The 13,495-nt window shown below is 62.5% G+C and carries 13 protein-coding genes and 1 tRNA gene; 5 read left to right on the top strand and 9 right to left on the bottom strand.

What is annotated here, in order from left to right; all coding sequences use genetic code 11:
- Positions 1-164 precede the first annotated feature (164 nt).
- Positions 165-1,166, top strand: coding sequence for a site-specific integrase (locus tag ASF61_RS10695; RefSeq protein WP_056155090.1), 1,002 nt, complete (start codon positions 165-167; stop codon positions 1,164-1,166).
- 88 nt (positions 1,167-1,254) lie between these two features.
- Here ASF61_RS10695 and ASF61_RS10690 read toward each other — a convergent pair.
- The 4 genes from ASF61_RS10690 to ASF61_RS10675 form a co-directional block, all read right to left on the bottom strand.
- A tRNA-Val gene (locus ASF61_RS10690) sits at positions 1,255-1,329 on the bottom strand.
- Positions 1,330-1,401: 72 nt separating this feature from the next.
- The gene (dnaQ, locus tag ASF61_RS10685; RefSeq protein ID WP_056155087.1) at positions 1,402-2,118 is read right to left on the bottom strand and encodes a DNA polymerase III subunit epsilon; all 717 of its coding nucleotides are present in this window, start codon (positions 2,116-2,118) and stop codon (positions 1,402-1,404) included.
- Positions 2,119-2,184: 66 nt separating this feature from the next.
- Positions 2,185-2,628, bottom strand: a complete 444-nt coding sequence (gene rnhA / locus ASF61_RS10680; RefSeq protein WP_056155084.1) for a ribonuclease HI — start codon at positions 2,626-2,628, stop codon at positions 2,185-2,187.
- Positions 2,621-3,454, bottom strand: coding sequence for a class I SAM-dependent methyltransferase (locus ASF61_RS10675; RefSeq protein WP_056155081.1), 834 nt, complete (start codon positions 3,452-3,454; stop codon positions 2,621-2,623). Before ASF61_RS10675 ends, rnhA begins: the two co-directional genes overlap by 8 nt.
- Positions 3,455-3,474: 20 nt before the next feature.
- On the opposite strand from ASF61_RS10675, the gene gloB reads away from it, so the two are divergent.
- A complete protein-coding gene (gloB, locus tag ASF61_RS10670; RefSeq protein ID WP_056155078.1) occupies positions 3,475-4,281 on the top strand; it encodes a hydroxyacylglutathione hydrolase in 807 nt (268 codons plus the stop codon).
- A gap of 104 nt (positions 4,282-4,385) precedes the next feature.
- Here the strand turns inward: gloB and aceB are convergent, their stop codons facing one another.
- Complete coding sequence (gene aceB, locus ASF61_RS10665) at positions 4,386-5,981, bottom strand: malate synthase A (RefSeq protein WP_056155075.1); 1,596 nt, start codon at positions 5,979-5,981, stop codon at positions 4,386-4,388.
- Positions 5,982-6,158: 177 nt separating this feature from the next.
- On the opposite strand from aceB, the gene ASF61_RS10660 reads away from it, so the two are divergent.
- Positions 6,159-7,070 carry a LysR family transcriptional regulator gene (locus ASF61_RS10660; protein ID WP_056155072.1) on the top strand — a complete coding sequence of 304 codons (912 nt, stop codon included), beginning with the start codon at positions 6,159-6,161 and terminating at the stop codon, positions 7,068-7,070.
- 112 nt (positions 7,071-7,182) lie between these two features.
- Here ASF61_RS10660 and ASF61_RS10655 read toward each other — a convergent pair whose 3' ends face one another.
- From ASF61_RS10655 to upp, 3 genes are all read right to left on the bottom strand, one after another.
- Complete coding sequence (locus tag ASF61_RS10655; RefSeq protein WP_008448165.1) at positions 7,183-7,386, bottom strand: cold-shock protein; 204 nt, start codon at positions 7,384-7,386, stop codon at positions 7,183-7,185.
- A 329-nt stretch (positions 7,387-7,715) separates the two neighbouring features.
- Positions 7,716-8,084 (bottom strand): Hpt domain-containing protein, encoded by a 369-nt coding sequence (locus ASF61_RS10650; RefSeq protein ID WP_056155071.1) that lies wholly within the window; start codon positions 8,082-8,084, stop codon positions 7,716-7,718.
- A gap of 2 nt (positions 8,085-8,086) precedes the next feature.
- Positions 8,087-8,737 carry a uracil phosphoribosyltransferase gene (upp, locus tag ASF61_RS10645; protein ID WP_056155068.1) on the bottom strand — a complete coding sequence of 217 codons (651 nt, stop codon included), beginning with the start codon at positions 8,735-8,737 and terminating at the stop codon, positions 8,087-8,089.
- Between the two features lie 257 nt (positions 8,738-8,994).
- On the opposite strand from upp, the gene ASF61_RS10640 reads away from it, so the two are divergent.
- Positions 8,995-10,755: a bifunctional diguanylate cyclase/phosphodiesterase gene (locus tag ASF61_RS10640; RefSeq protein WP_229205791.1), complete on the top strand. Its 1,761-nt coding sequence runs from the start codon at positions 8,995-8,997 to the stop codon at positions 10,753-10,755.
- Positions 10,752-12,329, top strand: coding sequence for an HDOD domain-containing protein (locus ASF61_RS10635; RefSeq protein WP_082491437.1), 1,578 nt, complete (start codon positions 10,752-10,754; stop codon positions 12,327-12,329). Before ASF61_RS10640 ends, ASF61_RS10635 begins: the two co-directional genes overlap by 4 nt.
- Before the next feature lie 39 nt (positions 12,330-12,368).
- Here ASF61_RS10635 and aroC read toward each other — a convergent pair whose 3' ends face one another.
- Positions 12,369-13,466, bottom strand: a complete 1,098-nt coding sequence (gene aroC / locus ASF61_RS10630) for a chorismate synthase (protein ID WP_056155062.1) — start codon at positions 13,464-13,466, stop codon at positions 12,369-12,371.
- Positions 13,467-13,495 lie beyond the last annotated feature (29 nt).

The following is a 13,495-nucleotide window of genomic DNA, read 5'->3' as shown; positions in this document are numbered from 1 at the left end:
ACAGCTGGCGGGCTAAATCGCCAGCAGCTCTGCGCTGCGCTCGGGGTCAGTGAATCAACAGTGCGACGACTCGAGCAAAACGGATTACCTTATACGCCAGTCGGCAAGCGTTCGAAGCGCTACGACTTGGCGGAATGCAAAACTTGGTTAAAGGAAAATCAGCAATGTCCATCTGGGACGATAAACATGGCAGGAAGCACGTCGGTATCATGGTCGACGGCAAGAGAGTTCACCGAAAGTTGCCGGAAGGTGCAACTGCGAGTGATGCCAAGCGAGTAGAGGCCGAGCTGCGCTCCGCCGTGGCGCGGGCGCCCAAGAAGAAGCAGGTGGTCATTCCTGGCGACCCGCCTATGGCGGCCATTCTGGCCCTCTACATCGAACATTCCGAGGGCCTGCGCAGCGCCGAAACATCGAAACACCACGCCAAGCGGCTCGGGTTGTGGGCTGAGAAATACAAAGCGAGCCAGGCGCAAGAGTTTGCGGACCACGTGATTCGCGATATGAGCAAGCGCATCCCCAACAGAAAGACTGGCGAGCTGGAACCGGCGTACGCGCCAGCCACGATCAATCGATCGCTGGCGTGTGCAAAGAAGGGCCTTACGCTGGCCTGGCGTCACCGAATGACGCCGGAAAACTACGGCTTGAGGATCGAAAGCGTGCCGGTGAACAACAAGCGGGAGGTTTTTCTCACCATTGCCCAGGTACAGCGAATTGCCTCACACTGCAGCATCGTGGCGCAGGCGGCGATTTGGGGTGCGCTTCTTACCGGCGCCCGCAGGGGGGAGCTCTTCAAAATCGAGAAACAACACATCGGAAAGGATTCGATCACCTTCCCATCGAGCAATACCAAAACTGCGAAGATGCGCGTGGTCCCAATTATCCCGGCACTGCGGCCATGGCTGTACCATTACCCCCTGCGTATGACCCTATACGGCGTGCAGTCCGCTTGGCGCCGAGCTCGCGTGAAGGCTGGCTTGCCGCACGCGAATTTCCACGACCTGCGGCACTCGTGCGCGAGCATCCTGCTGGCCCTGGGGGCGGATCTGTACACCATCGGTAAAATCCTGGGCCACGCGAATGTGCAAACGACTCAGCGCTATGCCCACTTGCAGGTCGAGGCCCAGCGCGAGGCGCTGGATCGTTTATCGGACTTGATCGTGAAGTAAATTACACCCAAAAATTACACCCAAGAAAAAAGCCGGCCTGTTTAAAGGTCGGCTTTTTGGTTAAGTGATTGATTTCACTTTGTATTCTTGGTGGGAAGTGCAAGTTTCGAACTTGCGACCCCTGCAGTGTGAATGCAGTGCTCTACCCCTGAGCTAACCTCCCGAAGCGAGGCGAATTATACGCTACGTGCCCGGCAAAATGGAAGGGCAAATGTGAAAATTATTCGCCATGGCGTCAGGCCGGCAGTTGCGGTGCCATGGCGGCGGTCCAGATGCACTGTCCTTTGACTGCCTTGTCCAGTCCGGCCAGCGCTTCGACGTGGGCTGCCAGTTCCTCTTCCGTTGCCGGCAGGAAGATGATGTCGGCCATGGCAACCGGCGCCAGCAGTTCGCCGCCGGTCGGCTTGGCTTCTTCCACGTCCATGCCGAGGCTGTTCTGGCCGCGTGTCATCGCCAGGTAGACGTCGGCGAGCAATTCCGAGTCGAGCAGCGCGCCGTGCAGCTTGCGGTGGGCGTTGGAGATGCCGTAGCGGTCGCACAATGCGTCGAGCGAGTTGCGCTTGCCCGGATGAAGTTCCTTGGCTTGTACCAGGGTGTCGATCACGCTGCCGACGTGGCTGGAGAAATCCGGCAAGTTCAGCAGCTTGAATTCGTGGTTCAGAAAACCGAGGTCGAACGGCGCGTTGTGGATGATGACTTCCGCGCCCTGAATGTAGTTGCGCAGATCATCGACGATTTCGTGGAAGCGCGGCTTGTCGCTCAAAAACTCCGTGGTCAGGCCGTGGACATTGAGCGCGCCCTCCTCCGAATCGCGGTCTGGATTGATGTAGACGTGGAAATTATTCCCCGTCAGCATGCGGTTGACCAGTTCGACGCAGCCGATTTCGATGATGCGGTTGCCGAGCTTGGGATTGATGCCGGTGGTTTCGGTATCGAGTACGATTTGGCGCATAGTGTTTCAGTGAGTGCTACAAACAAGCGGCCTAGTATAACAGGCCGCCCCGCCTCGCATTTGCGCTTATTTCTTGGCCCGCGCCACGTCCACGCCACGGTTGGCCAGCATGTCGGCGCGTTCGTTGCCAGGGTGGCCGTTATGGCCGCGCACCCAGCGCCATTCCACCGTGTGCAGCGACTGGGCGATGTCGAGCGCCTTCCACAAGTCCTCGTTTTTTACGGGTTCCTTGGACGCGGTTTTCCAGCCGCGCGCTTTCCAGCCGTGGATCCACTCGCTGATACCTTTCTGCACGTACTGGCTGTCCGTGTGCAGTACCACGTTGCACGGGCGCTTGAGGATGCTCAGCGCCTCGATCACGGCCTGCAGCTCCATGCGGTTATTCGTGGTGTCGCGCGTGCCGCCGCAGATTTCCTTTTCCGCGTCGCCTGCGACCAGGAATGCTCCCCAGCCGCCGATGCCGGGATTGCCCTTGCATGCGCCGTCCGTAAAAATTTCAACCTTATCCATCCTGCTGTTCCCGTCGTTTATTCGTTGCCGGCACCACCGCCGGGGCGGTTGCCGATTTCCTGGCCCATGCCGGGCCGATCAGATGCATGCCTTTCACGCGCTTGATGGCCTGGATCACATACACGCCACCGAGAAACGGCCACCAGCGCGGACCGGCATTATCCATGAATGCATAGCGTTGCAGCCATTTTTCTGTGCGGCACGCCGGCGCGTAGCAGCCGAGATAGCTGTGACTGGCGCCCATGTTCAGCAGTTTCAGCCAGTCGCGCATGCGCGGCATGGTAATCAGCGCTTCGGTCGGCGGCAGAAACGAGGCGCCACCTACGCGCCGCAGCACATGGCGCGCCCCCCACAGGCTGGTGGGATTGAAGCCGCAAATGATGACCTGCCCTTCCGGTATCAGCACCCGCTCGACTTCACGCAGCACCTGGTGCGGGTCGGTGGAAAATTCGAGCACATGGGGCAGTACCACCAGATCCAGGCTGTGCGAGGCAAATGGCAGTTCGGTGAAATCGCAGGTGACGGCGACCGGCCGGCGCGCGGGCGCTGCGGTCACGGTCGCGCTACTGTCTGCAGGCGCAGCGAGCGCTGCGGGCACAATGTTCTCCGGACGCACCTTACGGTCCACCAGCCACCGGTTCGGCATGCGGTTGGCAGCCAGCGCATCGATTTGTGGCAAGCCGATCTGCACGGCGTTGTACCCAAAAATATCTGCCGTCAAGTTATCGAGGCAGGTTTGTTCCCACGCACGCATGTACACGCCGGCCGGCGTTTGCAGCCAGCCTTCCAGCGCTATAATGGATTGCTCAGAACCTGCTTTATCCATGTCCAGCCTTTAGCGATCCAATGACCATATCTTCTCAACAAGCTCTCAGTGTTCTTACGATTCCAGCGTTCAAAGACAACTACCTGTGGCTGATCCATGACGGCATCAACGCCGCTGTCGTCGATCCTGGCGAAGCCAAACCGGTCCTGGCGGCGCTCAAGGCGCACGGCCTGCGGTTGACCGCTATTCTACTGACCCACCATCATGCTGACCATACGGGCGGCGTCCCCGAATTATTACAGCATTACCAGGTCCCCGTTTTCGGGCCGCGCAACGAGAGCATCGCGGTCGTTACGCTGCCGGTCGGCGAAGGCAAGCAGATCGACGTGCCGGGTCTGGCGCTGCGCGTGGGCGTGCTCGACGTGCCCGGCCACACCATGGGCCATATCGCCTACGTGCGGGCGCCGTCCGAGAACGAGCCTGCCTGGCTGTTCTGTGGCGACACGCTGTTTGCCGGCGGCTGCGGGCGCTTGTTCGAGGGCACACCGGCGCAGATGATCAGCTCGCTCGGCAAGCTGGCGGCGCTGCCCGACGACACCCGCGTGTATTGCGCCCATGAATATACCCTATCCAACCTGCGCTTCGCGCGCGTGGTCGAGCCCGATAATATCGCGCTGCAGGAACGGGTCAAGGTGGAAACCGATAAACGCGAACACAACTTGCCGACCGTGCCCAGCACCATCGGCATCGAGAAGGCCACCAATCCCTTCCTGCGCTACCGCGAACCGGCGATCGCGCGCGAACTGGTCAAGGCTGGCAAGCTCGACGGCATGGAGACGCCACTGGCGGTATTTACGGCAATGCGCTTGTGGAAGAATGATTTCTGATGTGATGCAGTGAAGCCGGCAGGACGCCGGCATCGAGGGAGGTCGAAGGCGCGGCGCATCACTCCTGCTTGGGCAGGAAATTATGCGCCGCAAGGCATGAGTCGTCAGATTTCTTCGTACAGCGGCAGGGTCAGGAATTCGGCGAAGTCGGTCGAGGTCGACATCTGCTCGAAGATCTGTGCAGCACGCGGATAGGTCGGGCCATCGCCGCCCGGTGCATCGCGCTGGACCTTGGCCAGCTCTTCCGGAATCATTGCCCGCACCATGTCGGCCGTGACCTTGCGGCCATCTTCCAGCACGCCCTTGTCCGACCGTATCCACTGCCACACCTGCGAACGGCTGATTTCCGCCGTGGCGGCATCTTCCATCAGGTTGTGGATCGGCACACAGCCGTTGCCGGCCAGCCAGCTGCCCAGGTAGTGGATGCCGACATTGATGTTGTAGCGCAGGCCAGCTTCGGTAATCGGCGCTTCCGGCTTGAAGTCGAGCAGTTGATCGCGCGTGACCTCGACATCGGGGCGCTGCTTGTCGATCTGGTTCGGTTTGTCGCCCAGCACCTTGGTGAATTCCGTCATGGCCAGCGCCACCAGGCCCGGGTGGGCCACCCAGCCGCCGTCGTAGCCGTCGGTGGCGTCGCGCGCCTTGTCGTTGCGCACGCCGCCCATGGCGACTTCGTTCTTCTCCGGGTCGTTCTTGATCGGAATCAGCGCAGCCATGCCACCGATGGCCGGGGCCTGGCGCTTGTGGCAGGTTTTCAGCAGCAGCAGCGCATAGGCGCGCATGAACGGAGCGGTCATCGTCACCTTGGCGCGGTCGGCCAGGCAGAACTCCTTGTCCAGCTTGAACTTCTTGATGCACGAGAAGATGTAATCCCAGCGCCCGGCGTTCAGTCCCGCGCTGTGGTCGCGCAATTCGTACAGGATCTCGTCCATCTCGAACGCGGCCAGGATGGTCTCGATCAGCACGGTGGCCTTGATCGTGCCTTGCGGCAGTCCCAGCGCGGTTTGCGTCATCACGAAGATGTCGTTCCACAGGCGCGCTTCCAGGTGCGACTCCATTTTCGGCAAATAAAAATACGGACCGGCGCCACGCGCCAATTGCTCCTTGGCGTTGTGGACCATGAACAGCGCAAAGTCGAAGATGCCGCCCGAGATGCGCTTGCCATCGACCAGCACATGTTTTTCATCGAGATGCCAGCCCCGTGGCCGTACCACCAGGGTCGCGATCTTGTCGTTGAGCTTGTAGGACTTGCCGTTCTGCTCAAGCGCTATCGTGCGGCGCACCGCGTCCTTCATGTTGATCTGGCCGGTGATCTGGTTATCCCAGTTCGGCGTGTTGGAATCCTCGAAGTCGGTCATATAGCTGTCGGCGCCCGAATTGAGGGCGTTGATCACCATCTTGCGCTCGACCGGACCGGTGATTTCCACCCGGCGGCAGGCCAGCGCGGGCGGTATCGGTGCGATGGTCCAGTCGCCATTACGAATGTGCGCGGTTTCCGGCAGAAAGTCGGGACGCTCGCCGGCGTCGAGCCGCTGTGCGCGTTCCACCCGCACTGCCAGCAGTTGCTGACGGCGCGCCTCGAACTCGCGGCTGAGCTTGACCACGAGGTCCAATGCCTCGGTGGTGAGAATGGTCCCGTAACCGGGCTTGATGTCACCGGTAATTTCCATGCCCTGGGGCAGACTGATGGACAGCGTCATATGCAGATCTCCGAAAGTTGATTTATGTGCCAGATTATAAGCATCTCCTCCCGGCGCACGCGCTGCCAACTTCAGCGCACGCCGCAGGATTTTTTCCAGTATATTCACTATTTTTTATGCAAACCGCACTAAATATCATTTCATCCATGCGTTTTTGTCACAGATAGAAGGATCACGATGGGGCAGTTCAGACAAATCTCGACCTTCGTCGAGGTCGTGGCGAAAGGCAGCCTGTCGGCCGCCGCCCGGGCAGAAGGCATTGCGCCGGCCATGATCGGCCGCCGGCTCGATGCGCTCGAGGCAAGGCTTGGTGTCAAGCTGCTGCAGCGGACCACGCGCAAGCTCGCGCTCACCGACGAGGGTGCGGCATTCCTGGAAGACTGCCAGCGCATCCTGGCCGAGCTCGAAGCGGCGGAAGCGGCTGTGACCGAGCGCAGCGCACATGCCACCGGTCACCTGATGATTTCGGCGCCTGCCGGCTTCGGCCGCCAGCACGTGGCGCCCTTGTTACCGTCGTTTCTGGCCGAGCACCGGGACTTGACGGCTACCCTGAATATGACCGATCGCGTCACCGACCTGATCGGCGAAGGCATCGATGTGGCGATCCGCATCGCCAGCCTGGCCGATTCCAACCTGGTCAGCGTCAAGCTGGCCGACAACGAACGGGTGGTGGTGGCCGCGCCCGCCTACCTCAAGCGTCACGGCACGCCGGAAACGCTGGCCGACCTGGCGCGCCACAACTGCCTGGCCATCAGCAGCGAGGGCAGCCAGCGCGGCTGGACCTTCCGCGAGCATGGCAAGAACGTGGTGGTGAAAGTGTCAGGCAATATGGGCTGCAACGACGGCCAGGTATTGCACGACTGGGCGCTCGCCGGCAAGGGACTGGCATGGCGCTCGATGTGGGAGGTGGGCAGCGAGATCGAGTCAGGCAAACTATGCACGGTGCTGTCGGCCTTTGCCGCGCCAGGTAACGATATCCACGCCGTATTTGCCCAGCGCCGCCACCTGCCGCTGCGCGTGCGGGCGTTCGTGGATTTCCTGCGGCGGGCGTACGCCCAGCCCGATTACTGGCGCCGCAAGCCGGCGTAAGCACGCAGGACTCCGCTTACGGCACGGCCCCGCCTGGACGGATCCGCAAAGCTGCAGACGAAAAAAAATCCTCGGAAGCCGAGGATTTCTTTATGTCGTTAGATCCAGCGTATTACAGAGGCTGAATGTTCGAAGCTTGCTTGCCCTTAGGACCAGCGGTCACTTCAAAAGAAACGCGTTGGTTCTCTTGCAGCGACTTGAAGCCTGCCGACTGAATCGCCGAGAAGTGAGCGAACAGATCTTCGCCGCCTTCGTCAGGGGTGATAAAGCCGAAACCCTTCGAATCATTGAACCATTTTACGATACCAGTTGCCATTACAATTCCTATTTCAGTTAAGTTGGGCTTGCGCCCGTGATATCGTTTGAGGCAAGAAAGACATACAAACTGCAGTACTCTTGAATCTAAACGATTCCGTATTATACCCATTTACTAGAGAAAAGCACGTGTTCACAAAAATAAATGCAAACCTGCGGATTTTTTGGTAGGAAAAACTGAAAACGCGGAAATCATGCTTCCGTTGCCTCAGCTTACACCCCAATCTGCCGCCGGTTTGATCAATCGCATGAAGCGCAACTGCCCCGGTCAATGTGTACATGTCATTATAGACAACAAGATCATAACCTATTTGAGGTAAATCAAGCGCGCTAATTGCTCGTATCGAATTCGATGGCGCCAGGGTCGCGCGCGGCCCAGGCCAACAGCCGTTCCACCTGCGCCGGCACCGGCGCCCAGCCGCTACCTTGCTTCATCACGGCGCGCACCTGCTGCTCGATGCGGCGCGCCTCCTGGCCCAGGGTCGCGTAACCGAACGTGCCGGCCGAGCCGGCCACACCGTGCAGCAGTTCGTGCAACTGGTGCAGCGGTTCTGCGCCTGGCTGTCCATCCTCGATGCTGGCGTTGCAGGCGGCCAGCGCTTGCGCAATCTTGTCCATCGTGGAGGGCACGGTGGCAGCAAACTTGGCGTTCAGCGCTGCCAGCCGCGCGCGGAAATCGGGATCGGTCGAGGCAGTCATCGTTACTTGGTGCCGAAGATACGGTCGCCGGCATCGCCGAGGCCCGGCACGATGTAGGCGTGATCGTCGAGGTGCGAGTCGAGCGCGGCGCAGTACACTTTCACGCCCGGATGCGACCGCTGGAATACGTCGATGCCTTCCGGCGCTGCCACCAGGGCCAGGAAGATGATCTGCTCATCGGTTACGCCGCGTTTTTTGAGTACATCGACGGCGTGGACTGCCGAGTTACCAGTAGCCACCATCGGATCGCACAGGATGAATGTGCGCTCCACGGTATCGGGCAGGCGCACCATGTATTCGACCGGCTGATGCGTGGCCGGATCGCGGAACACGCCAATGTGCCCTACCCGCGCCGACGGCACCAGGTCCAGCAGCCCGTCGCTCATCCCGATGCCGGCGCGCAGGATCGGCACGATGGCCAGCTTGCGGCCGGCGATCACCGGCGCATCGATGGTCATCAGCGGCGTTTCGACGGTGCGGGTCGTGAGCGGCAGGTCGCGCGTGATCTCGTAGCCCATCAGCAGCGTGATTTCCTTGAGCAGGTCGCGGAAGGTGCGGGTGGACGTGTCCTTGGCGCGCATGTGGCTGAGCTTATGCTGGATCAGCGGATGGTCGGTGATGAACAGGTTCGGGAAGCGCGGATCTTGTTTCATTGAGGTGTCGGATAAATGTTCGTCGTGCGCGTGATTATACGTGCCGCACTGGGGCCACGGCGATGCGCGACGCAGCGCCGGCAGAAAACATTGTTTGTGTTATTTTGGATATTTCTCAATAGAAATTACCAGAACTCCATAGAATGTTGCTTATTTTCATGCCTATCGCCGTGCAGAAATGTTAGAGTGCCCCCTGGATTGCAAGATCAGCATATCCGAATGTCACACCTCAACCTTCGACAGCACAGATTTTCGCAATGCAACAGCATCCTTCCTCTCAGCCGCCGCACGATATGCTCCAGGAGCTGGACCATCTCATGGAGGAAGCGGGGGACGTCGTGTTCCGGCTTAACGGCGCCGGCACCCTCACCTTCGCCAGCAGGCGGGCGACCGCGTTGATCGGTCGCCTGGCGCCGTTGCCCGGCTTGCCGCTGGCGCGCCTGGTGTGCGACGACGACCAGGCGGCGCTGTCCGCAGCGCTGTCTGCGACGCTGGCCACGCGCCTGCCGCAGACGGTGCAGGTGCGCATCAGGGCGCCGGAAACCGACGTCTGGCACGCCTTGCGCATCACCTGCCTGACGCCGTCCGCTCTGGCGCAAGCGCCGGCGATGCTGGTGGTGGGCCGCGACCTGTCGGAGCAGCAGGCAACCGAAGAACGCTTGCGCCATCTGGCCACGCACGACGCCCTCACCGGCCTGCCCAACCGCCTGCTGCTGTCGGACCGTATCCGCATGGTGATCGCCAATGCGCGCCGCTCGGGCCAGGGCTTCGCGGTCGCCACCATCGGCCTTGACGGATTCAAGAAAGTCAACGACGGCCTCGGTCACCCGGCTGGCGACGCGCTGCTGCAGATGGCCGCCGCCCGCTTGCGCAAGACCCTGCGCGACAGCGACACGCTGGCGCGCGTGGGCGGCGACGAGTTTGTCGCCATCCTGACCGGCACCCACGCCGAAGCCCAGATCAAGCTGGTTGCCGGACGGCTGATCGCCGCCCTGCAGTCGCCGTTCGAGATCGACAAGCACACCATTTATGTCGGCGCGTCGGTGGGCGTATCGGTCTACCCGGAGCACGCGGAAGACGAAGTGCGGCTGGTGGCGCTGGCCGACGCTGCCATGTCGCGCGCCAAGCAAACCGGCAAGGCCCGCTGCGTGATCTACAGCCCGACGCAGGCCGGACCGCAGCAGCACGACATCTCGCTCGAGGCGGCAATGTTCCAGGCCGTGCGCGAAGGCGAGTTCCTGCTGTACTACCAGCCCATCGTCGACGCCCCCGGCTGCGAGATCCAGGGGTTCGAGACGCTGATGCGCTGGAAGCACCCCACGCTGGGCATGGTGCCGCCGGTGCGCTTCATTCCGATCGCCGAAGCCAATGGCCTGATCAACCTGCTGGGCGCCTGGGCGCTGAAGGCGGCCTGCGTGCAGCTGCGCCAGTTCGAGGAAGTGGCAAAACGCAGCCTCTACATCTCGGTCAACATCAGCCCGCGCCAGTTCCGCAACGATAAGTTTCTTGGCGTGCTGGACGAAGCCCTGGCCTTTTCCGGCCTGCCCGGCGAACGGCTGATACTCGAAATCACGGAAGGTACGCTGATGGTCGATCCCGTGCATGCGGAAACGATACTGTCGAGGATGGCCGAGCGCGGCGCCCGCATCGCCATCGACGATTTCGGCACCGGCTACTCGTCGCTGGCCTACCTCAAGCGCTTTCCGATTTCCGTGCTCAAGATCGACCGCGCCTTCATCCGCGACCTGCCGGCGTCGCAGAAGGATGGCGCCATCTGCAGCACGGTACTCGACCTGGCGCGTCACCTCGACCTGTCGGTGGTGGCCGAAGGCGTGGAAACTGCCGAGCAGCTGGGCTGGCTCGAACAGCGCGGCTGCCAGTACATCCAGGGTTACCTGACCGGCAAGCCGATGCCGGCCAATGTCGCCCTGGCCGCGCTGCGCGACAGCATGCACGCCAAGCTGGTGCCGCACGATATCCCGACTGTCAGCACGGCGTCGCAGCAGGTGGCGCCATGAGCATGGCGCCAATCATCGCCGCCATCGGTGACCAGGGCGAGCAGACGCTGGCGCAGCTGTGGGAATGCACGCGCCGGCGCGGTGACATGCCCGGCTTTGCCAAGGCCATCACGGCCATCCTCGGCGCCATGCGCGGCGAGGACGACCAGGCCTTCAATATGACCAACACGGTGCTGTCCGACCCGGTCCTGACCAACAAGGTGCTGCGGCTGGCCAACAGCAGCATGTATTCGGCCTTCGGCCAGCACGTCGATACGGTGTCCAAGGCCGTGGTGGTGCTCGGGACCGACGCCATCGGTCACCTGGCGCTGGGCCTCAAGCTGATCGAGGAAATCGCCGCCGACACGGCAGCCGGCGACGCCTCGGTCGCCCATATCGAGATGGAAAAGGCGGTCCTGGCAGGCATGGTCGCGCAGCAGATTGCCGCCGCAGCGCACAACCCGCGCGGCGAGGAAGCGGTGGTGTGCGCGATGCTGCACACGCTGGGACGCATGATGCTCACCTTTTACATGCCCGAGCGCTGGCTGGCGCTGCAGCGCCGCGCCGACGACGAAGGCTCGAGCATCGAAGCGGTGGCGCCGGCCATGCTGGGCCTGAGCATCGAGCAGCTCGGCCATGCCGCCGCGCTGCACTGGCGGCTGCCCGCGCGCCTGGTGAACGGCATGCGCCGCATCGAGCCGGCTGCGCACGCCGATCAGGCCGGGATGGCCGACGTGGCAGAGATGGCCGACGTTGCGGAGATGTCCGAGGTGGCCGAGCCGGCCGACTGGGTAGCGGGCATGTCGACCATGGCCGCCCGGTGCGCCGAATCGCTGTGGCACGACGACGCGGCCGGCGCGGCGCAGGTGCAAACACTGATCGCGCAGTACGCGCCGATGCTGGGCATGGCGCCGGACAGCCTGACGGCCGCCGTCGAACAGGCGCGCACGCTGGCGGCCATCGATCTGACCATCGCTCCGCTCTCGCGTCCGGAAGAGCGGCAGGCGCGCGCGCAGGCGCAAAGTCGCCAGCGCGCAGCCGGCAACAAGATCCTGCTGGCCGGGCTGGCCGACATGCGCGACATGCTGGAGACGGCCAGTCCCGGCCAGATGGTGCAGGTCGCGCTGGAGACCTTGTACAAGGGGCTGGAATTTTCGCGCGCCATCGCCTTCGTGCGCAACCGCCGCGATAACCGGTACGCGGCGCGCATCTGCTTTGGCGACGACAGCGGCGAGCTGCTGGCGGCAATGAGTTTCGACGACGCCTACGAACCGAACGTCTTCCACGCCGCCCTCAATAGCGACCGCGTGATCTTCATCGAAAATGCGCGCGACGCCAAGTTTGCCGCCAAGCTGCCGCTGTGGTGGAAAACCTCGCTGGCGCAAGCCCACAGCTTCGTCATCATCCCGCTCTCTTACAACGGCCAGGCCACCGGCTTCCTGTACGGCGACTGGGACGACACCTTCCCGCCGATCCAGCTCAGTCCCACCGAGTTCGCGCTGCTCAACGACCTGCGCATGATGGTGGTGCGGGCGGCCGAGCGCCGCCACCGGCAGGAGAGCGCCACCACGGTCGCCGGCGCTGCGCGCAGCTGACAGCCGCCGCGCTGCCCGCGCCGGGCAAGACGAAACGCGTCAGCGCGCGATATCGGGGGTGGATACCTTGACGTCGCCGCACTGGGCGCGGTGCATCAGCGCGTGGTCGATCAGCACCAGCGCCAGCATGGCTTCGGCGATCGGCGTGGCGCGGATGCCCACGCACGGATCGTGGCGGCCGAAGGTCTCCACCAGCTGCGGCTGCCCTGCCTTGTCGATCGACTGGCGCGGCGTCCGGATCGACGACGTCGGCTTGATGGCGATCGATACCGTGATGTCCTGGCCGGTCGAGATGCCGCCCAGCACGCCGCCCGCGTTATTGCCGATAAACCCCTGCGGCGTCAGCTCGTCGCCGTGCTGCGTGCCCTTCTGCGCCACCGAGGCGAAGCCGGCGCCGATTTCCACACCCTTGACGGCGTTAATTCCCATCATCGCGTACGCGATGTCGGCGTCGAGCTTGTCGTAAATCGGCTGGCCCAGGCCCACCGGCACATTGCGCGCCACCACGTCGATGCGGGCGCCGATCGAGTCGCCAGCCTTGCGCAGCGCGTCCATGGTCGCTTCCATCTGCGCGATCAGGGCGGCGTCCGCGCTGGCGGCAAAAAACGGGTTGTCGTGCACATGGGCCCAGTCCTGGAACGGAACCACAATATCACCCAGCTGGCTCATGCAACCGGCGAACGTGGTGCCGTACTGCTGCTGCAACCACTTCTTGGCCACGGCGGCTGCACCGACGATGGGCGCGGTCAGGCGCGCAGACGAGCGGCCGCCGCCGCGCGGATCGCGCACGCCATACTTGTGCCAGTAGGTGTAGTCGGCATGACCGGGACGGAAGCTCTCGGCGATATTGCCGTAGTCCTTGCTGCGCTGGTCTTCGTTACGGATCAGCAGCGCGATCGGCGTGCCGGTCGTCACGCCCTGGTACACGCCCGACAGGATTTCCACCGTATCCGATTCCTGACGCTGCGTAACGTGGCGCGACGTGCCCGGTTTGCGGCGGTCCAGTTCGGGCTGGATATCGGCTTCCGACAAGGCCAGGCCCGGCGGACAGCCATCGATGACGCAACCGATCGCCGGCCCGTGCGATTCGCCGAAGGTCGTTACAGAAAACAATTTGCCAAATGTATTACCGGACATAGGAAGAGAATCTTTGGAAATAGTAAGAA

The organism is Duganella sp. Leaf126, assembly GCF_001423125.1.
In the GTDB taxonomy this organism is placed as follows: domain Bacteria; phylum Pseudomonadota; class Gammaproteobacteria; order Burkholderiales; family Burkholderiaceae_D; genus Rugamonas.
The sequence above is the reverse complement of the archived record's forward strand: the minus strand, read 5'-3'. Positions and strand labels throughout refer to the sequence as shown.

Coding starts and splice junctions, on each gene's coding strand:
- ASF61_RS10695 (WP_056155090.1), top strand. CDS start 165: ATGTCCATCTGGGACGATAAACATGGCAGGAAGCACGTCGGTATCATG.
- dnaQ (WP_056155087.1), bottom strand. CDS start 2,118: ATGCGCCAAATCGTACTCGATACCGAAACCACCGGCATCAATCCCAAG.
- rnhA (WP_056155084.1), bottom strand. CDS start 2,628: ATGGATAAGGTTGAAATTTTTACGGACGGCGCATGCAAGGGCAATCCC.
- ASF61_RS10675 (WP_056155081.1), bottom strand. CDS start 3,454: ATGGATAAAGCAGGTTCTGAGCAATCCATTATAGCGCTGGAAGGCTGG.
- gloB (WP_056155078.1), top strand. CDS start 3,475: ATGACCATATCTTCTCAACAAGCTCTCAGTGTTCTTACGATTCCAGCG.
- aceB (WP_056155075.1), bottom strand. CDS start 5,981: ATGACGCTGTCCATCAGTCTGCCCCAGGGCATGGAAATTACCGGTGAC.
- ASF61_RS10660 (WP_056155072.1), top strand. CDS start 6,159: ATGGGGCAGTTCAGACAAATCTCGACCTTCGTCGAGGTCGTGGCGAAA.
- ASF61_RS10655 (WP_008448165.1), bottom strand. CDS start 7,386: ATGGCAACTGGTATCGTAAAATGGTTCAATGATTCGAAGGGTTTCGGC.
- ASF61_RS10650 (WP_056155071.1), bottom strand. CDS start 8,084: ATGACTGCCTCGACCGATCCCGATTTCCGCGCGCGGCTGGCAGCGCTG.
- upp (WP_056155068.1), bottom strand. CDS start 8,737: ATGAAACAAGATCCGCGCTTCCCGAACCTGTTCATCACCGACCATCCG.
- ASF61_RS10640 (WP_229205791.1), top strand. CDS start 8,995: ATGCAACAGCATCCTTCCTCTCAGCCGCCGCACGATATGCTCCAGGAG.
- ASF61_RS10635 (WP_082491437.1), top strand. CDS start 10,752: ATGAGCATGGCGCCAATCATCGCCGCCATCGGTGACCAGGGCGAGCAG.
- aroC (WP_056155062.1), bottom strand. CDS start 13,466: ATGTCCGGTAATACATTTGGCAAATTGTTTTCTGTAACGACCTTCGGC.